Genomic DNA, 19,540 nt, shown 5'->3' with positions numbered 1-19,540 from the left:
CGTGACCTCGCAGGCACTGGCTCTGGTGGAGCTCGGTGTGATCCTGTGTGCGCTGGGTGTGTGCGGGCGGGTGGCGGGCCGGTTCGGGATGTCGCCCATCCCGCTGTATCTGCTGGGTGGGCTGGCCTTCGGACAGGGTGGGTTCATCGACTTCGACGCCGCCACCGAGTTCGGTCATCTCGCCTCCGAGATCGGCGTCGTGCTGCTGTTGCTGCTGCTCGGGCTGGAGTACACCGGACCCGAGCTGATGACCGGCCTGCGGCGCTCCTGGGCCGCCGGAGTGCTGGACCTGGTGGCCAATGCGCTGCCCGGCGCGGCGGTGGCGCTGATCCTTGGCTGGGGCGCGGTCGGCGCGGTGGTGCTGGGCGGGGTCACCTACATCTCGTCGTCGGGCATCGTCGCCAAGGTGCTCGACGACCTGGGCAGGCTCGGTAACCGCGAGACCCCGGTGGTGCTGTCGATCCTGGTGTTCGAGGACCTCGCCATGGCGGTCTACCTGCCCATCCTCACCATGATGCTGGCGGGGCTGAGCCTGCTCAGCGGGCTGGTGTCGCTGGCGATCGCGCTGGCCACCATCACCGTGGTGCTGGTGGTGGCGCTGCGGTTCGGGCGGGTGGTCTCGGCGGTGCTCGACAGCGCCGACCGCGAGGTGTTCCTGCTGCAACTGCTCGGCTCGGCGCTGCTGGTGGCCGGGGCGGCCTCGGCGCTCAATGTCTCCGCCGCGGTCGGGGCGTTCCTGCTCGGCATCGCCATCTCGGGGTCCACCGCGCACGAGGCCACCAAGGTGCTCGAACCGCTGCGCGACCTGTTCGCCGCGCTGTTCTTCGTGGCCTTCGGCCTGTCCATCGATCCGGGCGCGGTCCCACCGGTGTTCGGGTGGGCGGTGCTGCTGGCGGTGGTCACCACGGCCACCAAGCTGGCCGTCGGCTGGTGGGCGGCGGGCAGGCAGGGCATCGGCACGATGGGCCGGGCCAGGGCGGGCGCGGCGCTGGTGGCGCGCGGCGAGTTCTCCATCGTCATCGCCGGCCTGGCGGTCGGCTACGGCACCGCCGACGCGCGCCTGGCCGCGCTCGCCTCCGCCTATGTGCTGCTGATGGCGATCCTGGGACCGGTCGCCGCCAGGATCGTCGAACCGGCGGTCGAATTCACCCGTCGCCGTGCGGATTCGGCGCCGGTGTGATCAGTCCACGACCCGGCGCGGCCAGGCGCCCGCCCCGTCGTAGACCAGTTCCTCGGTGCGGTACTCGATCGGCTCGCCGCCCGGTGCCACCGGTGTGGTGGACGCGGGACGCGGGGCCGTGGGCTGTGGAGCCCGGGCCATGGCGGGCTGCGCGGCCCGGGCCGCGGCGGGCGGGGTGATCCGCGCGTCGGCGGGCGGGGCCGACGGGGTCCGGCGGGCCGGGCGCGGCTGGTGCCGGGAGGTCAGCCACATCCGCGGCAGCGCCTCCTCGTTCTCGATCTCGGTGAGGCTCACGCTGATCAGCACCAGCATGGTGACGATGCTGCTCACCCCGATCAGCGGCGCGAGCAGATCCATCGCCCCGGCACCGGTGGGCGGGGCGGCATGGTGGTTGGAGTGCGCGTGCATCGCGGCCATGCCGGTGTAGTGCATACCGCACACGGCCACGCCCATGATCAGCGCGGCACCGACGGTCGCCAGGAAACCCTTGACGCGCAAGGTGAACCACAGCGCCACCACCGAGGCGACGACCGCGATCAGCATCGACAGTGCCACGGTGCCCGCGTCGTAACTCAGCGTCGCGGTCGATTTCATCGCGTACATGCCGGTGTAGTGCATGGTGCCCACGCCCAGGCCCGCGATCGTGCCGCCGCCCAGCAGCGAGCGCAGCGTCGGCTGCGGCTTGTTGACCATGAACAGCCCGATACCGACGACGACCATCGCGGTCACCGCGCTGAACAGCGTCAGCGGAATGTCGTAGCGGATGTCGGCGCCACGAATGGTGAAGCCCAGCATGGCGATGAAATGCATGACCCAGATGCCGGTTCCGCCGATGGCCACGGCCGCGCCGATGAGCCAGCCCGTGCGTCCCTCGGTCGCGTTGCGGCCGCGCGCGGCGCACTGCAGTCCGAGCAGGCATCCGGTGACCGACATGAAGTACGCGAGAACGGGGGTGATCCAGCCGTAGCTGAAGTGATAGATGTCGAGCACGCCGCGAAAACCCTCAATGCCGGTCCTGCAGACCGGCAGCAGTAGAACGAAAAAGCCGCCTGTGACGATACGGTGAAGATCGTGAATCCGCGTCACTCACAGCGCAATACAGCACTGTGGGGTTGATCACGAAACGATTACCGCCGGGCGTGGCTGGATAATACAAACCATTCGGAATGTTCATTTGGAAATAAAAAGAGGCCCGCGTCCTCCCCGGAGGGAGAACGCGGGCCTCGTCGCGAGTGACGACTCAGTCGAGGTAGTCGCGCAGCACCTGCGACCGGCTCGGGTGGCGCAGCTTGCTCATCGTCTTCGACTCGATCTGGCGGATGCGCTCACGCGTCACGCCGTAGACTTGGCCGATCTCGTCGAGGGTGCGCGGCTGACCGTCGGTCAGGCCGAAGCGCAGCCGCACCACGCCCGCCTCACGCTCGGACAGCGTCTCCAGCACCGACTGCAGCTGATCCTGCAGCAGGGTGAAGCTCACCGCGTCGACCGCGACGACGGCCTCGGAGTCCTCGATGAAGTCGCCGAGCTGGCTGTCGCCCTCGTCGCCGATGGTCTGGTCCAGCGAGATGGGCTCACGCGCGTACTGCTGGATCTCCAGCACCTTCTCCGGCGTGATGTCCATTTCCTTGGCCAGCTCCTCCGGCGTGGGCTCGCGGCCCAGGTCCTGGAGCAGCTCGCGCTGGATGCGGCCGAGCTTGTTGATGACCTCGACCATGTGCACCGGGATACGGATGGTGCGCGCCTGATCGGCCATCGCGCGGGTGATGGCCTGACGGATCCACCACGTCGCGTAGGTCGAGAACTTGTAACCCTTGGTGTAGTCGAACTTCTCGACCGCGCGGATCAGACCCAGGTTGCCCTCCTGGATCAGGTCCAGGAACGCCATGCCGCGGCCGGTGTAGCGCTTGGCCAGCGAGACCACCAGACGCAGGTTCGCCTCGAGCAGGTGGTTCTTGGCCCGGTTGCCGTCGCGCACGATCCAGTTGAAGTCACGACGCGTGGTGACCGAGAGCTTCTCGCCCGCCTCGGCGAACTCGCGCATCTTCTCCGCGGCGAACAGGCCCGCCTCGATCCGCTTGGCGAGTTCGACCTCCTCCTCCGCGTTGAGCAGCGCGACCTTGCCGATCTGCTTGAGGTAGGCACGCACCGAGTCGGCCGAGGCGGTGAGCTCGGCGTCCTTGCGGGCCTGCCGCAGCGCCTCGGACTCCTCCTCGTCCCAGACGAAATCGCCGGAGGCCTTGTCCTTCTCGGAGGGCTCCTCGGTCTCGGTCTCGGCTTCGGCGGTGTCCTCGGCGGCCTCCTCGACCAGCGCGTCGCCGTCGGTGAGCTCGTCCTCGGAGACCTCGAGATCACCGAGGTCGTCGAGTTCGATCGACTCGTCGTCGAGCTGCTCCTCGCCACCCTCGGCCGAGGTCGCCTTCTTGGCAGCGGCTTTCTTCGCCGGGGCCTTCTTGGCGGCAGCCTTCTTCGCCGGGGCCTTCTTGGCAGCGGCCTTCTTCGCCGGGGCCTTCTTGGCAGCGGCCTTCTTCGCCGGAGCCTTCTTGGCCGGGGTTGCGGCGTCGTCGGCCTCGGCGTCGGCCGAGTCGGCGGTCTGACGGGTATTCGTGGCTACCACGTACGCCCTTTCGTGACGGTCTCGTGCGGCGTCACGCCAGAGTGATTTTCCGGCGGAGCGGTCGGTCGGGTTGCACCGGCGGTGCGTCGGTCGGGTGCGGCCGGCGGAAGCACCGGCTCGAGCGCGACCGGCCGCGGCCGGAAGGTTTCACCGGCTCACCGCCGGACGTGTTCCATTGTAACGATCCAACCAGGGTACTCATGGCACGATGCCACCCAGGCGTTGCGCCGCCTGTCGTGGCGGGCTAGGGCGCGAGGCCCTGATCGATGGCCATGGCAGCGCCGACGATACCCGCGGTGTTCTTCAACACAGCCGGAATCACCGGAGTTCGGTTGGTGAGCAACGGGATCCACTGCTCGTGGTCGCGGCTGATGCCGCCGCCGGCGATGAACACCTTCGGCCAGAACAGGTCCTCGATGGTGCCGAGCACCGTGCTCACGCGACGCGCCCAGGCGGGATAGTCGAGCTCCTCGCGATCCTTGATCGAGGCGGCGGCCAGATGCTCGGCCTCGGCCGCGCCGACCAGCAGATGACCGAGCTCGGAGTTGGGCACCAGGGTGCCGTTGTAGAGCAGCGCCGAGCCGATGCCGGTGCCGAAGGTGAGCACGATGGTCAGCCCGTGCAGGTCGCGCGCCGAGCCGTAGCGGTCCTCGGCGAGCCCGGCCGCGTCGGCGTCGTTGACCACCGTCACCGCGCGCCCGCCCAGCGCCGCGGAGAACAGCGCGCGGGCGTCGGTGCCGATCCAGCCCTGGTCGATGTTGGCCGCGGTCCTGGCGTGGCCGTCGAGCACCACGCACGGCATGGTCAGCCCGACCGGGCCGTCCCACTGCGCCTTGGCCACCAGTTCGGCCACGGCCGCGGCCACCGCATCGGGTGTGGACGGTTGTGGCGTGGCGATCTTGATGCGGTCGTGGGTGAGCAGGCCGGTGGACAGGTCCACCTCCGCGCCCTTCACCCCGCTACCGCCGATATCGATGCCGAATGCGTGCCCCCGAGCGGACATGGTGCAACCCCTTGCCTGACGCGGTCGATGTGCCTGACAAAGAGTAGCGGTTGTCACTCCCGGCGACCGTCGCCGCGACATGTGATCCGATGGAGTCGTGCCCGACTACACCGCATCCCCGGCCCCGACCGTTCCCGCCACCGCCGACGACGAGCAGCTGCGGCTGCTGGCCGTCGAACTGGCCGAAGCCGCGGCCGCGCACGTGCGCGCCCGCAGGCCGCAGGTCTTCGCCGCGGACGGCCCGGTCGACGGGGCGGTGACCACCAAGGGACACGTGACCGATCCGGTCACCGTCGTCGACACCGAATCCGAGCAGCTGATCCGCGGCCTGCTCGCCGAACGCAGGCCCGCCGACGCGATCCTCGGCGAGGAGGGCGGCGGCGACGTGGGCGCCACCGCGGCGGGCGCGATCACCTGGGTCGTCGATCCGATCGACGGCACCGTGAACTTCCTCTACGGCCTGCCCGGCTACGCGGTCTCGGTGGCCGCGGTGCGCGACGGGCAGCCGGTGGCGGGCGCGGTCGTCGACGTGGCCGCCGCGACCACCTACAGCGCCGTGCGCGGCGGCGGCGCGCGCTCGGTGCGGGCCGACGGCACCGTCACCACGCTGGCCTGCGCCACCGAGGACTCCCTCGACGTCGCACTGGTCGGCACCGGCTTCGCCTACGGCCGGGCCCGGCGCGCGAGCCAGGCCCGGGTGCTCACCGAGGTGCTGCCGCGGATCCGTGACATCCGCAGGCTCGGCGCGGCGGCGATGGATCTGTGCCATGTCGCCGCGGGCAGGCTCGACGCCTACTACGAGCACGGCCTCAATGCCTGGGACTGGGCCGCCGGTGCCCTGATCGCGGCCGAGGCCGGTGCGGTGGTGCGGGTCCCCGCGGTCACCGTCGGTGGGGCCGAGGGGGAGCTGACCGTGGTGGCCGCGCCGGGGGTGGCGGACGCGCTGACCACCGTGCTCGAGCGAGCGGGCGCGTTCACCCCGCTGCCGGACTGAACCGCCCGCCGCCTCAGCAGGAGACGGTGCGCGCGGCCTCGAGCAGGTCGGGATCGATGGAGGACGAACTCGACCCGGGCGCGAGGTTCTTCAGCGAGCGCAGCACCTCTTCGGCGTCGGCGCCGGGCCGCAGCGATTCGCCGAAGGCGACGCCGAGCACCAGGTCCACGGTGTCGTCGGTGCGCGAGTCCTCGATGAGCTCGGCGCACGGGGCCACCAGCTGCACCGAGGCCGCGGCGGGCCTGCCGTTGACGCCGAAGCGGATCTGGCCGGTGCAGGTGAGGTCCCCGTTGACGTAGACCGGATCGTTACCGACCTGTGTCCCCGGCGCGCCGGCGAAGCCCAGGTCGCCCAGGGCCGAGGCGATGTGACCGGCCTGTCCGCTCTGGCCGTTGGCGTTGAAGACGCGCACCTTCGACTCCGACAGGGCGGCCGGGTCGACGCTGTCCAGGCGCGACGGGCTCACCCGCGAACCCAGCGGCGCGGGCTGGGGCGCGCTCGTTCCGGTCGGTGTGCTCGGCGCGTTGCAGGCCATCGGCTCGTTGCTGTCGTCATGGGTGCGAAACGCCGTGATCCAGACGAACAAGCTGAGCAGAGCCAGCACGAGGACGAGCACGAGCCAGAGCTCGGGCCGCCGCCGCGGGAAGGGGTTGCCGTCGCGATCGGTCGCGCTGCCTTCGGTGATCAGTGAAACCACGCGCTCACTCTACGAGTCCGGCGTGGGTGCGTGAGTGCGGGATGTCTCGGCGAGTTTCCCGCGAGGTGAAGATTCGTCGTCGGTTTCGACTCGGCCGGGTTTTGATTGCGACATTTGTCCGTAGGTCCGCTATTGTCTGCCCGCCCAGATCGAATAATCACCGGTGAAACGGTGGTCGGTCGCGGGAACAACAAGGGCATGTCCTGCGTTAACCGAACGCTGTCGGAGTTGATCCTCGCAGATCGGCGCTGATAGGCGGCCGGTGTACGTGTGAGGTGCACCACCGGCGGGGCGGTACGAACGCCGGACCCTCACGGGGTACGGCAATCGCACTGATCCGGGATATACGGAGTAAGGACTGAGGGGAAGACGACATGGCAACCGACTATGACGCACCGCGGCGCACCGAATCCGACGAAGTGTCGGAGGATTCGCTCGAGGAGCTGAAGGCCCGCCGCAACGAGGCGCAGTCCGCCGTCGTGGACATCGACGAGTCCGATACAGCGGAATCGTTCGAGCTTCCCGGCGCGGACCTGTCCGAGGAAGTGCTCAGCGTTCGGGTGATCCCGAAGCAGGCCGACGAGTTCACCTGCTCGAGCTGTTTCCTCGTGCACCATCGCAGCCGACTGGCCAGCGAAAAGGGTGGTCAGCTCATCTGCATGGACTGCGCCGCCTAGACGAGAACGACGGGTCAGCCCGCGCTCGGGAGTCCGAGCGCGGCCAGAACCCGGTCCGGCCTGCGCGTACTGATCAACCAGTACGGCGTCGGGTCGTCCGGGTCGTCGAGGACCAGCAGCGCCATCGGACCGATCCAGGCCCGGTGCTGCACATAGGCGGCGGGGTCGAGCTGACGACCCAGTGCCGCGCTCTTGGCCGTCGGTGCGACGGCCGCCGCGCGCGCGACGAAGCTCACCGGCAGATGAGCCCGGTCGACGCGCAACTCCGCGGCGCCCTCCGGCGTCACGGTGACCTCCAGGCGATGCCTGCTCATCCACAACAGAATCCAGACCGGCACCGGCGCGAGCAGCACATACGGCAACCAGGCACGCACGCCCGGGGCGCCCATGTGGATCTCGGCGGCCAGCAGTCCGGCGATCGCGAAGCCGATCGGCCACCACCACAGCGGCACCCACAATCGCTCCCGATAGGGCGACGGGCGCTGCGCGGACGGCGCGGGCCGGTCGGTGTCTGTGGTCGCTGCGTGGGGCTGGTCGGGCACCCGTCCAGAGTAAGCCACCGCGCCGGGACGCTAATCGCAAGGTCGGGCGCTCGAACGCGTAGGCTCGACCGATGTGAACGCACTTGCACCGATTCCGCTGCGGCGGCTCGATCCCGGCATCCCCGTGCCGACGCGTGCCCATCCGGGTGATGCGGGCGTCGATCTCTGTACCACCGAAGACGTGATCATCGAACCGGGCGAGCGAGTGCTGGTCGGCACCGGGATCGCGATCGCGCTCCCGGTCGGCACGGTCGGCCTGATCCACCCCCGATCGGGCCTGGCCGCCAAGGCCGGCCTGTCGGTGGTCAACACCCCGGGCACCGTCGACGCGGGCTACCGCGGCGAGATCGAGGTGTGTCTGATCAACCACGACCCGCGCACGGCCATCGAGCTGCGCCGCGGGGACCGCATCGCGCAGCTGCTGGTGCAGCGCGTCGAGCTGGTCGATTTCACCGAGGTCGACGATCTCGACGAGACCGCCCGCGGCGCAGGCGGATACGGGTCCAGCGGCGGGCACGCGAGCCTGACCGGTGAGGAGGCGTAATGGGTCTGTTCGGGAAGAAGAAGCGCGCTCCGCGCGAGGAGCAGCCCGCCTACGACGCGGCCTACGACGACGACAACTACCTCGACGACGCCTATGACGACGGCTACGACGAGGACGAGTACGACACCGACGAGTTCCCGCGCCCCGACTTCGCGCACCTGGACTTCGACGACGCCCCGACCGACGAGCGCATCTACGGCAATTTCGATCACGAGCCCGACGCCGCGGCAGGCCCCTACGACATCAGCGAGGTCACCGACGAGGTCGTCGCCCAGCGCCTCGACCTCGGGTCGGTCCTCATCCCGGTGCCCCAGGGCGGCCAGCTCCAGGTGGAGATGAGTCCCGACGGCACGCCCCAGGCGGTGCACCTGGCCACCGAGCACGGCAGGCTCACCGTCGCCGCCTACGCCGCGCCGAAGTCGGCCGGGCAGTGGCGCACGGTCGCCGCGGACCTGGCCGAATCGCTGCGCGGTGACGGCGCGAGCGTCGCGGTGGAGAAGGGCCCGTGGGGACGCGAGGTCAAGGCGATCACCGAGGGCGCCGACCTGCGCTTCATCGGTGTCGACGGACCGCGCTGGATGATCCGCCTGGTCGCCGCGGGCCCCTCGGGCGCCGTCGACGATCGCAGCCCGCTGATCACCGCGGCCCGCGCCGTGCTCGCCGACGCCGTCGTGCGCCGCGGCACCGAACCGCTGCCGGTCCGCGACCCGCTGCCCGTGGTGCTGCCGCAGGAACTGGCCGAACAGCTCGCCGCGGCCCATCAGCAGCAGGTGCTGGCCCAGCAGCAGGCCCTGGCAGCCCAGGCCGCCGCGGCCGCGACACCGCCTGCCTCGGCGCTGCCGCCGCAGCTCCCGGACGAGCCGCGTCGCGGTGCGGACGGTTCGGCGATGCAGCAACTGGGCCTGAACTAGGCTCATCCGCCTCCCCGCGACTTTTGCCGGTCGTGGGGAGGGGGTGGAATAGGTCGGCGGGCCGACGGGTGGTCTCGGGGTGGGTTCTGGGCGTACCCGGTGAGTTACCCGTGTGCTTGCGAAATCTGTTGGACGGTAGACACCGTTCGGGTCAGCTGTTCGAGGGCCGCGAAACCGGTGTTCCCGAGGACGGCCGGGTTCTCGCCCAGTTCGTCCAGGGTCACTCTGGCCAGGTCGGCCAGTGGAAGGGTGTCTGCCCACTGTTCCGCGATGGCGATGGGGTGGACGGGGTCGTCGGTCGCGCCCACCACGGCTACCGGTGTGCGCGTGCTCGCCAGGTGGTCGAGTTCGGGCCAGCGGTAGGCGGCGGCCTCGTCGAGAGCCCGGGGGAGATGGGGCCACTGCCCACGCCAGGACTGGGTGAGGGCGGCGGCCAGCCAGGGTGGGCTCGACGCGCGCATCCGCGCGATCACAGCTTCGAGGCCGTCGGCGCGCAGTTGCTCCGCGGTAACCGCGGCACTGAGCGCGGCGGGGCAGGCGGCGGTTTCGGCGCCGGTCCAGGCGGGTAATCCGGCGATGACACCGACCACCGCGGACGGGTGTTCGGCTGCCCAGCCGAGCGCCACCGCGGCGCCGAGGGAGATCCCCGCGGCCAGGACGGGACCGCGTGCCGCGGCGGCATCCAAAGCCGCGGTGTAGCTCGCGATCACGGCCTGGGGGTCCGGTTCCACGGCGTGCAACGCCCATCCGCGCGCGGCTGCGGCCGGTCCGAAAGCGCGGGCGGCGAAATCGGCGTCGGAGCCGGTTCCGGGCAGGGCGACCACGGTGACCTGGGGTGGGGTGCGCAACACAGGCCGAGCGTAGCGGCCGACCGTTTGCCCATCTACAGTGGCGGTGTACGGCCAACTAGCGGGAGAAGCGTGTCATGTCGTCAGCCAGGTCGGGATCAGGTCCGGACTCGGGATATTTCCGTCGGCTGGGCCGCCGTCTCACCGCCGATATCGGCGAGCTCGACGCCGAGGAGCTGGCGGAGACCGCCGACGCCTCCGGTGCCCGGCGCGCCGCGGATTGTTGTCGCGGTGAGGAAGCCACCATCCTCGGCAGGCTCCGCAGTGTCGAGGCGTGTCCGAAGGCCGCGGGTGCGACCGTGCAGGCCGAGTTCTTCGACGGCACCGACGCGATCACCCTGGTCTGGATCGGGCGCAGGCGCATTCCCGGGATCGAACCGGGCAGGCGCATCCTGGTCCGCGGCCGCGTGGGCGACCGCGACGGCCGCAAAGTGATCTTCAACCCCTACTACGAATTGCGCGGGAACAGCTGACGTATGCCCTCCAGCGACGACTACCGCGTGGGCGCGGACCCCGAATCGACCGTGGTGCTGCCCGTGGCCACCGCTGATCCGGTCGACCCGGACACCGACGCCGAGGTCGAGCAGGCTGAACAGACCCTGCTCGAGCAGCTCGGCGGCTTCAGCGGCCTGATCTACTCCACCCTCCCGGTCCTGGTCTTCGTGCCGGTGAACACCGTCGCCGGGCTCACCGCCGCCATCTGGGCCGCGCTCGGCGTCGCGGCGGCCGTGCTGATCTGGCGCCTGGTGCGCCACGATCCCGTCCAGCCCGCCATCTCCGGGTTCCTCGGGGTCGGCGTCTGCGCGTTCATCGCCTACCGGATGGGCGAGGCCAAGGGTTTCTTCCTGTTCGGCATCTACACCAGCCTGATCTACGCGGGGCTGTTCGCGCTGTCGATCCTCATCCGCCGCCCGCTGGTCGGGGTGATCTGGGGCGCGCTCAACGGGCACGGGAGCTCCTGGCGCAACGACCCGCGCGTGCGCAAGCTCTACAACCTGGCGACCGTGGTCTGGGTGGTCGTCTTCGGCGCCCGCTACCTGGTGCAGTCGCAGCTCTACGACACCGACCACACCACCTGGCTGGCCGTGGCCCGCATCGCGATGGGCTGGCCGCTGACCGCGGTGGCGCTGGTCGTCACCGTCTGGGCGGTGCGCCGGGCCGGGCACCTCCCGGTCGACAAGTCCGGCGCCGGAACCGATTCCGCGCCCACACCGAAGTAACCGAATCGCCGCCGGAGGTGGGGCAGTACCCACCCTGGGGTGCCTGGTTCCGGCCGGTCTCCCGGCGCACGATCAATGCGTAGGACAACAACGCACTGATCGTGAGAGGACCGGCGACCATGATGGCTTCCGAGCACCGACCGTCCGGCGCAGCCGAGAGCACCACCCCCGTGCTGTCGGAGAGCAAGCGGGTCGCCGCCGAGCTCGAGGTCCACATCGGCGCGGCCGCGCGCGGTGACCGCGAGGCCGTCGCCGAGATCGTGCGGCTGGTCCACCCGCTGGTGCGCCGCTACTGCTCGGCCCGGATGGGCGCCACCGGCCATCTCACCGTCACCGCCGACGACGTCACCCAGGAAGTGCTGATGGCCACCGTCACCGCCATCCCGCGCTACCGCGATCAGGGCAAGTCGTTCCTGGCCTTCGTCTACGGCATCGCCGCCAACAAGGTCTCCGACGCGTTCCGCCGCGGCAAGCACGTCGCCTATCCGATGGCCGACCTGCCCGACACCGCCAGCGGCGCCGCGGGTCCGGAGGAGTGGGCGATGGCCTTCGAGCGCCGCGCCGCCACCCACGAACTGATGAAGGTGCTGGCCCCCAACCACCGCGAGGTGCTGCTCATGCGGATCGTGCTCGGCTGGAGCGCCGCGCAGACCGCCGAGGCCATCGGCACCAGCCCCGGTGTGGTGCGGGTGATGCAGCACCGCGCGCTCAACAAGCTGCGCGCGGAGCTGAAGACCGCCTGAGTCAGGGGCGGATGCCGTGCCCGGCCAGCGCCAGGCGCAGGTCCTCCTCGGCCTCCACCGAGGTGACGAACAGCAGCTCGTCCTCGCCCTCGAACGGGTCGTCGGGCTGGGGCACGATGACCCGCCCGCCGCGCAGGATCGTCACCAGCGCGGTGTCGCGCGGCATGCGCAAGGTGCGCACCGGCTTGCCCGCCAGCTGGGTGTCGGCGGGCAGGGTGATCTCCACCAGGTTGGCCTGGCCCTGGCGCAGCGTCATCAGCCGCACCAGATCACCCACCGACACCGCCTCCTCGACCAGCGAGGCCAGCAGCCGCGGTGTCGACACCGCGACATCGACACCCCACGCCTCGTCGAAGAGCCACTCGTTGCGCGGATCGTTGACCCGCGCCACCACCCGGCGCACCCCGAACTCGGTCTTGGCGAGCAGGCTGTGCACCAGATTCGCCTTGTCGTCGCCGGTGGCCGCGATGACCACCTCGTAGGTCTCGAGCCCGGCGTTCTCCAGCAGCGCGAGCTCGCAGGCGTCGGCGTGCACCCAGATCGCGTCGGGGATGGCGGCCGGGTCGATGTGGTCGAGCTGGCGTTCCAGCAGCATCACCCGATGCCCGCCGCGCAGCAGTTCCCTGGCGATCGAGCGCCCGACCGCGCCCGCTCCGGCGATGGCCACCTTCATGTTCAGTCCTCGCTCACGGGGGGCTTGGCGGCCAGCGCCACGATCTCACCGACACTGCCGGAGGTGGCCGCGACATAGACCACGTCGTCGGCCTGCACGATCGTCTTGGAGTCGGGCAGCACGCCCCGCCCGAAGCGCAGCAGGAACGCCACCCGTACGCCGAGATCGCGTTCCACGTCACGCACGGTGCGCCCGGACCACTCCTCGTGCAGGGTCAGCTGGGTGATGGCCACCGCGCCGGTCGGCTCGCGCCAGGTGGTGGTGGAGTTGTCGCCGATCAGGGTGCGCAGGAACCGGTCGGTGGTCCAGGGCACGGTCGCGATGGTGGGGATGCCCAGGCGCTCGTAGACCTCCGCGCGCTTGGCGTCGTAGATCCGCGCGACGACCCGCTCCACGCCGAACATCTCGCGGGCCACCCGGGCCGAGATGATGTTGGAGTTGTCCCCGGAGGACACCGCGGCGAACGCGTCGGCGCGTTCGATGCCCGCGCGGGTGAGCACATCCCGGTCGAAGCCGACCCCGATCACCTCCTGGCCGGGGAAACCCTCACCCAGCCGCCGGAACGCACTGGGATCGCGATCGATCACCGTCACGTCGTGCCCGACCCGGACCAGGGCCCGCGCCAGCGACGAACCGACCCGCCCGCACCCCATGATCACTACGTACACCGTGCACCCTCGTTCCTTGGCCACCGCAGTGGCACGTCCGGCAAGGACCGTACCCGCCGGTCCTCCCTTCGCCCATTTTCCCCTCGCCGCCACGGCGCAAACCCGCGCCACGCCGCCGTCGCGGCCCGGTGGCGTGCGCGCGAGGGGACCGATCAACTCCTCTATGCTGACCCCGGTGTCCAAGTTGACGACGGCAGCCAAGCGTGTGCTGCTGGGCAGGCCGTTCCGCAGCGATTCGCTCGGCCACACGCTATTGCCCAAGCGTATCGCTCTTCCGGTGTTCGCCTCCGACGCGATGTCGTCGGTGGCCTACGCGCCGGAGGAGATCTTCCTGGTGCTGTCGGCGGCGGGCATCTCGGCCTACGTGTACGCGCCGTGGGTGGGTCTGGCGGTGGCGCTGGTGATGGCCGTGGTGGTCGCCAGCTATCGGCAGAACGTGCACGCCTATCCGTCCGGCGGCGGTGACTACGAGGTCGCGACCAAGAATCTGGGCCCCAACGCGGGCCTCACGGTCGGCAGCGCGCTGCTGGTCGACTACGTGCTCACCGTGGCGGTCTCGATCTCCTCGGCCGCCTCCAACATCGGCTCGGCCATCCCGTTCGTCGCCACGCACAAGGTGCTGTTCGCGGTGGTCGCCATCGCCGTGCTCACCGCGATCAACCTGCGCGGCGTGCGCGAATCCGGCAAGGCCTTCGCCATTCCCACCTACGCCTTCATCATCGGCATGGCCGTGATGCTGGGCTGGGGCCTGTTCCGGATCTACGTGCTCGGCGACGACATCCACGCCGTGTCCGCCGGTTTCGGGCTCGAGGCCGAGGACGAGCACCTCTACGGGCTGGCCTTCGCCTTCCTGATCGCGCGCTCGTTCTCCTCCGGCTGTGCCGCGCTGACCGGTGTGGAGGCCATCAGCAACGGGGTGCCCGCCTTCCGCAAGCCCAAGTCGCGCAATGCCGCGACCACCCTGCTGATGCTGGGCACCATCGCGATCGTGCTGCTCATGGGCATCATCATCCTGGCCCAGAAGATCGGCATCGTCTACGCCCACGACACCGCGCACCTGGTCGGCGCCCCCGCCGACTACCACCAGAAGACCCTCATCGCGCAGCTGGCCGAGGCCGTGTTCCACGGGTTCCCGATCGGGTTCTTCTTCATCACCATCGTCACCGCGCTGATCCTGGTGCTCGCCGCCAACACCGCGTTCAACGGTTTCCCGGTGCTGGGTTCGATCCTGGCCCAGGACCGCTACCTGCCCCGGCAGCTGCACACCCGCGGCGACCGGCTCGCCTTCTCCAACGGCATCCTGTTCCTGGCCGGCGCGGCGATCGCGTTCGTGGTGCTCTTCGGCGCCGAGGTGACCAAGCTCATCCAGCTCTACATCGTGGGCGTGTTCGTCTCGTTCGTGCTGAGCCAGACCGGCATGCTGCGGCACTGGACCCGGCTGCTGCGCACCGAGACCGATCCCGCGGTGCGCGCGAAGATGAAGCGCTCCCGGGTGATCAACGCCATCGGCCTCACCGCGACCGGCGCGGTCCTGGTGATCGTGCTGATCACCAAGTTCTTCGCCGGCGCCTACATCGCGATCGCGACCATGGTGGCCATCTTCGTGGTGATGAAACTGATCCGCCGCCACTACGACTCGGTCTCGCGCGAGCTCGACGAATCCGACTGGGACGGCGTGCTGCCCAGCCGCACCCACTCCATCGTGCTGGTCTCCAAGCTGCACCTGCCCACCCGCCGCGCGCTGGCCTACGCCAGGGCCACCCGGCCCGACACGCTCGAGGCGATCACCGTCAACGTCGACGACGCCGACACCCGCAGGCTGGTGCGCGAGTGGGAGAACAGCGAGATCAACGTGCCGCTGAAGGTGATCGAATCGCCGTATCGCGAGATCACCAAGCCGGTGCTGGAATACGTCAAACGGGTCCGCAAGGACGCCCCCCGCGATGTGGTCACCGTGTTCATCCCCGAGTACGTGGTGGGCCACTGGTGGGAGCAGGTGCTGCACAACCAGTCGGCCCTGCGGCTCAAGGGCAGGCTGCTGTTCGAGCCCGGTGTGATGGTGACGAGCGTGCCCTGGCAGCTCAGTTCCTCCACCCGGGCCAAGCAGGCCGCCGAGGGCAACGCGCCGGGTTCGGTGCGCCGGGGATTCGAAGAGCCGGGTCGTCGCGGATGAGCCGCGCGCAGGTCGAGACAGTGAGCAGGTATCCCTCGTGAGTGACTGGCGCGGACAGGAATTCGAGATCCGGCTGGGCCCGCCCGGCCACGGCGGATTCTGTGTCGGACGGCACGACGGCCGTGTGGTGTTCGTGCGCCACGGCCTGCCCGGCGAGCTGGTGCGCGCGCGGGTCACCGAGGACCGCGGCGGCTCGTTCTGCCGCGCCGACGCCGTCGAGATCATCGAGGCGTCCCCGGACCGCGTTCCCGCCACCTGCCCGGTCTCGGGCCCCGGCGGCGCGGGCTGCTGCGATTTCTCCTTCGCCACCCCCGCCGCCCAGCGCGCGCTCAAGACCACGGTCGTGGCCGAGCAACTGCGCAGGCTGGCCGGTATCGAACCCGAGTTCGCCGTGGAGCCGATCGCGGGCGAGGACCCCGCGGTGACCGGCGGCTGGCGCACCCGGGTGCGCCTGGTCGTCGACGACGCGGGCCGCGCCGGCGTGCACCGCTACCGCAGCACCGCCGTCCTGCCCGACCTGCGCTGCCCGCAACCGGTCGCGGGTGCCCTCGACGGCATCGCCGACCGCGCCTGGACCCCCGGCAGCGACCTGGTCGTCGCCGTCGACGGCGACGACGTGCGCCACATCGTGGAATTGGCCGCCGCCGACGACACCACCCGTCCCGGCGGCCGCCCGGCCACCCCGCGCGGCGCGACCCGCGGCCGCGGGCAGCATCCGGCCCGCCGCCGACACTCCGGTGCCCCCGCGCGCGACGACCACGGCGCGATCCGCGACCGTGCCGCGGCCCGCAAGTCGGCCACCAACGCCCCGCGCGAGGAATGGGTGCTGGCGGGCACCGGCCGCGCGGTGGAATACGTGGCGGGCAGACGCTGGGAACTCGCCGCGACCGGCTTCTGGCAGGCGCATCACCGTGCCGCGCAATGCTATTCCGACCTCGTCGCCGACTGGTCGGGCCTGGCCCCCGGCGGTTCGGGCTGGGATCTCTACAGCGGTGTCGGCGTGTTCGCCGCCCGCCTGGCCGAGCAGACCGGGCAGACCGGCGCGATCGCCGCGGTGGAATCCGCCCGTGGCGCCGTCGCCGACGGCACCGCCGCCCTGCGCGACCTGCCCTGGCTCGAACTGCGCACCGACCGGGTCGAACGCTGGGCCCGCGCCGCCACCGGCACTCCCGATGTCGTCGTCCTCGACCCGCCGCGCGCGGGCGCGGGCAAGGAGGTGGTCGCCGCCGTCGCCGACGCCGACCCGCGCCGCATCATCCACATCGGCTGCGACCCGGCCTCGTTCGCCCGCGACCTCGGCCTGTATCTCGACGCCGGCTACCACCTGGCCGAGCTGCGCGCCTTCGACGCCTTCCCGGGTACCCACCACGTGGAATGCGTGGCATTGCTCGACCGCTGACGAACGCCGCCGGGCGAGTGCCGAGACACCATGCGCGACAGCAGAGGGGGCGCACCGTGCGGTGTGCGGTGGATTCCGCCCTGCCTGTTCAGTCCAGAGCCCAGGTGACCTGCACCGTCGCCCCGATCTCGGTCTCGCCCGGCACCACCGGCACCGGGGAACTACTGGCGGCCATCCGCATCGGCGCCATGTCGCCGGCGATCTCGTAGGCGCGTGGGGGAGCGGACCCGGTGTCCTCGACGATCCGCACGACCGCGCCCAGCGCGATGCCCGCCCTGGCCGCGTACTGCTCGGCCTTGGTCTTCGCCTCGTCGAAGGCGGCATCGCGCGCCTGCGCGAGCAGCGGCTCCGGATCGGCGATCGTCCTGGTCAGCCCGCCGAGCCGGACGTCGTCGCCGCCTGCGGTCACCGCCGCGGCCACTGCCTGCGCCGGCTCGGTACTCTCGCGCAGCGCCACACTCAACCCGGTGGTGGCCAGATAGCCGGTGATCTCGGTGCGCCCGTTGTCGGTGTAGACGGTCTCGGTGCGCACACTCAACCCACTCGTGGCCATGTCCGCGTCGCCCACTCCCGCCGCGCGCAGCGCCGCCACCACCGCGTTCACGCGCTCACCCGCGCGGTCGTAGGCGGCCGCGACCGTCGCGGCCCGCGACTCGACCGACAGCGTGACCCGGATCAGATCCGGGACCGCGCGCACCGTGCCGCGCCCGAACATCGTGACGCTCGCCTGCCCGGATTTCTTGCCCACGCGCTGCTCCCGTCGGTCGAAACGATCCTGTGCTGCCCAACGTCCCACGCCCGCCCCGGGTTCCGCCGCCCGGACTCAGTAGTTGCTCGCATTGCCCGACAACGTCCGCAGCGCCGCGTCCATCTGTGCGTACGCGCCCGCCGCCAGCCGCTGCAACAAGGCCAGCTTCAGCTGCGGATGATCCGCGGCCAGCGCGTCGAAGGCGGCCGGGCTCAGCACCGCCACCCGCACCGTCGTCTCGGTGACGACATCGTTGACGAACGCCTCCCCGAGCAACAGCGGGATCTCCCCGAACGACATCCCCGCCGACAGCGTCACCAGCCGGTGCGCGTGCCCGTCGGTGCCCGCGAAGGTCATCCGCACCCGCCCGTCCAGGATCAGATACAGCCCCGAGCGCGCGTCGCCCCGCTCGGCGATCACTTCCCCGCGCGCCAGCGTGCGGCACTCGAAGTCCTGGACGAGCCGTTCCCGGTCGTCCCGGTCCAGCCCGGCGAGCAGTGGATGTTCGTCGAGCGTGAGCGACCGGTGCGCCTGCGCCCCGGCGGGCCGCAAGCGGTCCAGGACGATGTCCTCGCACCATTCGGTCGCGGTGTCGCGGTCGATGAACACCCGCCCGCGCGGGTCCGTGGGATCGAGGCTGGACACTTCGTGCCCGAGCTTGGCCTCCGGGTCCACCAGCGCCACCCGGATGTCCCGGCCCACCAGCGTGGCCTGCAGCTTCTCCAGCATCTCGCGGGCCACCGCGCTGACGTCACCGACCCGGCGCAGGTCGATCACCAGCGCGTCGAGCGAACCCGCCTTGGCCTCGATGGCCCGCACGGCCCGCTCGGCACCGGAGAACAGCAGGTCACCGTGGAGTTCGCAGACCCGGGCCCGGTCGCCGTGCGCGTCGAGCAGCCGGGCGTCCTCGGCCGGGCGCCGCAGCCGCGAGGGCACCTGCGCCACCGAGTAGTCGGCGCGGATCGCCGTGCGCGCCGAGCGGGTCACATGGCAGAAGTGCAGTTCCAGCCGCCGCGACAGCTCCCGGCAGGCGGCCACCCCGCGCACGCTGTTGCCGTGCGAGTCCAGCCGCGGCGAGTACACCGAGATCCCCAGCTGCCCCGGCAGCACCGCGATGATCCCGCCGCCGACGCCGCTCTTGGCGGGCAGTCCCACCGTCGTCACCCAGTCGCCCGCCGCGTTGTACATGCCGCAGGTCGTCATCACGCTGAGCACCCGCTCGGTCATCGGCGCCGACAGCGCACGCTCCCTGGTCCTCGGGTTGACCCCGTTGTCGGCCAGCGTCGCCGCCATCACCGCCAGGTCCTCGCAGGTCACCTCGAGCGAGCACTGCCGGAAGTACCGGTCCACCGCGTCGTCGGGATCGACGTCGAGAATCCCGACCGAGCGCAGCATGTACCCGATCGCGCGATTGCGATACCCCGTGCGCGCCTCCGACTCGTACACCGCCGGATCCATCCGCAGCTCGCGCCCCGCGAACCGGGAGTAGCTGCGGCGAACGCGCTCGAACTTCTCCTCGGCGTCGCGCCCGTGGATCAGCGAGGCCGCCGTGATCGCCCCGGAATTGATCATCGGATTGCTCGGCCGCTGGGTGTCGGGCTCCAGGCTGATCTCGTTGAACGGCTCACCCGAGGGCTCGACGTCGATGTGCGCGGCGACCCCGTCGATACCGTTGTCGGCCAGCGCCAGCGCGTAGGTGAACGGTTTGGAGATCGACTGGATGGTGAAGCCGGTATCGGTGCTGCCCACCCGGTAGACCAGCCCGTCGGCGGTGGCCAGGCACAACCCGAACGCGTCGGGGTCGACCGCGGCCAGCTCCGGGATGTAGTCGGCCGGCGCGCCCGAGCTGTCGGCGCGGCAGGCCGCGTACACCTCGTCGAGCATCCCCGCGACCACACCCGGGTCG

Annotated in this window: 20 protein-coding genes; 10 read left to right on the top strand and 10 right to left on the bottom strand. The window is 70.7% G+C overall.

The window, feature by feature from the left end; all coding sequences use genetic code 11:
* The first annotated feature begins 1 nt into the window (after position 1).
* Entirely contained in the window at positions 2–1,180 is a 1,179-nt protein-coding gene (locus ACFC06_RS08015; RefSeq protein WP_375929034.1) for a cation:proton antiporter, read from the top strand.
* Here the strand turns inward: ACFC06_RS08015 and ACFC06_RS08010 are convergent, their stop codons facing one another.
* From ACFC06_RS08010 to ppgK, 3 genes are all read right to left on the bottom strand, one after another.
* Complete coding sequence (locus tag ACFC06_RS08010) at positions 1,181–2,170, bottom strand: MHYT domain-containing protein (RefSeq protein ID WP_375929032.1); 990 nt, start codon at positions 2,168–2,170, stop codon at positions 1,181–1,183.
* Positions 2,171–2,420: 250 nt separating this feature from the next.
* A complete protein-coding gene (locus ACFC06_RS08005; protein ID WP_375929030.1) occupies positions 2,421–3,794 on the bottom strand; it encodes an RNA polymerase sigma factor in 1,374 nt (457 codons plus the stop codon).
* Between the two features lie 244 nt (positions 3,795–4,038).
* Positions 4,039–4,797, bottom strand: a complete 759-nt coding sequence (gene ppgK, locus ACFC06_RS08000; RefSeq protein WP_375929028.1) for a polyphosphate--glucose phosphotransferase — start codon at positions 4,795–4,797, stop codon at positions 4,039–4,041.
* A gap of 97 nt (positions 4,798–4,894) precedes the next feature.
* Here ppgK and ACFC06_RS07995 point away from each other — a divergent pair, with 97 nt between their 5' ends.
* On the top strand, positions 4,895–5,791 hold the full coding sequence (locus ACFC06_RS07995; RefSeq protein WP_375929026.1) for an inositol monophosphatase family protein: 897 nt from the start codon (positions 4,895–4,897) through the stop codon (positions 5,789–5,791).
* Positions 5,792–5,804: 13 nt separating this feature from the next.
* Here ACFC06_RS07995 and cei read toward each other — a convergent pair whose 3' ends face one another.
* Entirely contained in the window at positions 5,805–6,488 is a 684-nt protein-coding gene (gene cei / locus ACFC06_RS07990) for an envelope integrity protein Cei (protein ID WP_375929024.1), read from the bottom strand.
* Positions 6,489–6,862: 374 nt separating this feature from the next.
* On the opposite strand from cei, the gene ACFC06_RS07985 reads away from it, so the two are divergent.
* Entirely contained in the window at positions 6,863–7,165 is a 303-nt protein-coding gene (locus ACFC06_RS07985) for a DUF4193 domain-containing protein (RefSeq protein ID WP_110035695.1), read from the top strand.
* A 14-nt stretch (positions 7,166–7,179) separates the two neighbouring features.
* On the opposite strand, the gene ACFC06_RS07980 is transcribed toward ACFC06_RS07985, so the two are convergent.
* Entirely contained in the window at positions 7,180–7,707 is a 528-nt protein-coding gene (locus tag ACFC06_RS07980) for a DUF3093 domain-containing protein (RefSeq protein WP_375929021.1), read from the bottom strand.
* A gap of 73 nt (positions 7,708–7,780) precedes the next feature.
* On the opposite strand from ACFC06_RS07980, the gene dut reads away from it, so the two are divergent.
* Both dut and ACFC06_RS07970 read left to right on the top strand, forming a co-directional pair.
* Positions 7,781–8,251 carry a dUTP diphosphatase gene (gene dut / locus ACFC06_RS07975; protein ID WP_375929019.1) on the top strand — a complete coding sequence of 157 codons (471 nt, stop codon included), beginning with the start codon at positions 7,781–7,783 and terminating at the stop codon, positions 8,249–8,251.
* A complete protein-coding gene (locus ACFC06_RS07970; RefSeq protein WP_375929017.1) occupies positions 8,251–9,162 on the top strand; it encodes a DUF3710 domain-containing protein in 912 nt (303 codons plus the stop codon). The genes dut and ACFC06_RS07970 overlap by 1 nt, the downstream gene beginning before the upstream one ends.
* A 104-nt stretch (positions 9,163–9,266) precedes the next feature.
* Here ACFC06_RS07970 and ACFC06_RS07965 read toward each other — a convergent pair whose 3' ends face one another.
* On the bottom strand, positions 9,267–10,013 hold the full coding sequence (locus ACFC06_RS07965) for an alpha/beta fold hydrolase (protein WP_375929015.1): 747 nt from the start codon (positions 10,011–10,013) through the stop codon (positions 9,267–9,269).
* A gap of 74 nt (positions 10,014–10,087) precedes the next feature.
* Between ACFC06_RS07965 and ACFC06_RS07960 the strand changes: the two genes are divergently transcribed.
* The 3 genes from ACFC06_RS07960 to shbA all read left to right on the top strand — a co-directional run bounded on the left by ACFC06_RS07960 (position 10,088) and on the right by shbA (position 11,973).
* A complete protein-coding gene (locus ACFC06_RS07960) occupies positions 10,088–10,483 on the top strand; it encodes an OB-fold nucleic acid binding domain-containing protein (RefSeq protein WP_375929013.1) in 396 nt (131 codons plus the stop codon).
* Between the two features lie 3 nt (positions 10,484–10,486).
* Positions 10,487–11,230 (top strand): DUF3159 domain-containing protein, encoded by a 744-nt coding sequence (locus ACFC06_RS07955; protein ID WP_375929011.1) that lies wholly within the window; start codon positions 10,487–10,489, stop codon positions 11,228–11,230.
* 122 nt (positions 11,231–11,352) lie between these two features.
* Positions 11,353–11,973 carry an RNA polymerase sigma factor ShbA gene (gene shbA, locus ACFC06_RS07950; RefSeq protein ID WP_375935284.1) on the top strand — a complete coding sequence of 207 codons (621 nt, stop codon included), beginning with the start codon at positions 11,353–11,355 and terminating at the stop codon, positions 11,971–11,973.
* Position 11,974: 1 nt separating this feature from the next.
* On the opposite strand, the gene ACFC06_RS07945 is transcribed toward shbA, so the two are convergent.
* A complete protein-coding gene (locus tag ACFC06_RS07945; RefSeq protein ID WP_375929009.1) occupies positions 11,975–12,646 on the bottom strand; it encodes a potassium channel family protein in 672 nt (223 codons plus the stop codon).
* A 2-nt stretch (positions 12,647–12,648) separates the two neighbouring features.
* On the bottom strand, positions 12,649–13,314 hold the full coding sequence (locus ACFC06_RS07940) for a potassium channel family protein (RefSeq protein WP_375929008.1): 666 nt from the start codon (positions 13,312–13,314) through the stop codon (positions 12,649–12,651).
* Between the two features lie 175 nt (positions 13,315–13,489).
* Here ACFC06_RS07940 and ACFC06_RS07935 point away from each other — a divergent pair, with 175 nt between their 5' ends.
* Together ACFC06_RS07935 and ACFC06_RS07930 are read left to right on the top strand one after the other, a co-directional pair.
* Positions 13,490–15,487 (top strand): APC family permease, encoded by a 1,998-nt coding sequence (locus ACFC06_RS07935; protein ID WP_375929006.1) that lies wholly within the window; start codon positions 13,490–13,492, stop codon positions 15,485–15,487.
* Between the two features lie 37 nt (positions 15,488–15,524).
* The gene (locus ACFC06_RS07930) at positions 15,525–16,886 is read left to right on the top strand and encodes a class I SAM-dependent RNA methyltransferase (RefSeq protein WP_375929004.1); all 1,362 of its coding nucleotides are present in this window, start codon (positions 15,525–15,527) and stop codon (positions 16,884–16,886) included.
* A gap of 88 nt (positions 16,887–16,974) precedes the next feature.
* Here ACFC06_RS07930 and ACFC06_RS07925 read toward each other — a convergent pair whose 3' ends face one another.
* Both ACFC06_RS07925 and glsA read right to left on the bottom strand, forming a co-directional pair.
* The gene (locus tag ACFC06_RS07925; RefSeq protein ID WP_375929002.1) at positions 16,975–17,634 is read right to left on the bottom strand and encodes an SIMPL domain-containing protein; all 660 of its coding nucleotides are present in this window, start codon (positions 17,632–17,634) and stop codon (positions 16,975–16,977) included.
* A 75-nt stretch (positions 17,635–17,709) separates the two neighbouring features.
* Entirely contained in the window at positions 17,710–19,518 is a 1,809-nt protein-coding gene (gene glsA, locus ACFC06_RS07920) for a glutaminase A (protein ID WP_375935281.1), read from the bottom strand.
* Positions 19,519–19,540 lie beyond the last annotated feature (22 nt).

Origin of the sequence: Nocardia sp. NPDC056064 (assembly GCF_042266925.1) — a bacterium.
Lineage (GTDB): Bacteria > Actinomycetota > Actinomycetes > Mycobacteriales > Mycobacteriaceae > Nocardia.
The sequence above is the reverse complement of the archived record's forward strand: the minus strand, read 5'-3'. Positions and strand labels throughout refer to the sequence as shown.

Excerpts from the sequence above, each read along its gene's own strand:
- ppgK (WP_375929028.1), bottom strand. The coding sequence starts at position 4,797 with ATGTCCGCTCGGGGGCACGCATTCGGCATCGATATCGGCGGTAGCGGG.
- ACFC06_RS07985 (WP_110035695.1), top strand. The coding sequence starts at position 6,863 with ATGGCAACCGACTATGACGCACCGCGGCGCACCGAATCCGACGAAGTG.
- ACFC06_RS07970 (WP_375929017.1), top strand. The coding sequence starts at position 8,251 with ATGGGTCTGTTCGGGAAGAAGAAGCGCGCTCCGCGCGAGGAGCAGCCC.
- ACFC06_RS07960 (WP_375929013.1), top strand. The coding sequence starts at position 10,088 with ATGTCGTCAGCCAGGTCGGGATCAGGTCCGGACTCGGGATATTTCCGT.
- ACFC06_RS07955 (WP_375929011.1), top strand. The coding sequence starts at position 10,487 with ATGCCCTCCAGCGACGACTACCGCGTGGGCGCGGACCCCGAATCGACC.
- shbA (WP_375935284.1), top strand. The coding sequence starts at position 11,353 with ATGGCTTCCGAGCACCGACCGTCCGGCGCAGCCGAGAGCACCACCCCC.
- ACFC06_RS07945 (WP_375929009.1), bottom strand. The coding sequence starts at position 12,646 with ATGAAGGTGGCCATCGCCGGAGCGGGCGCGGTCGGGCGCTCGATCGCC.
- glsA (WP_375935281.1), bottom strand. The coding sequence starts at position 19,518 with ATGCTCGACGAGGTGTACGCGGCCTGCCGCGCCGACAGCTCGGGCGCG.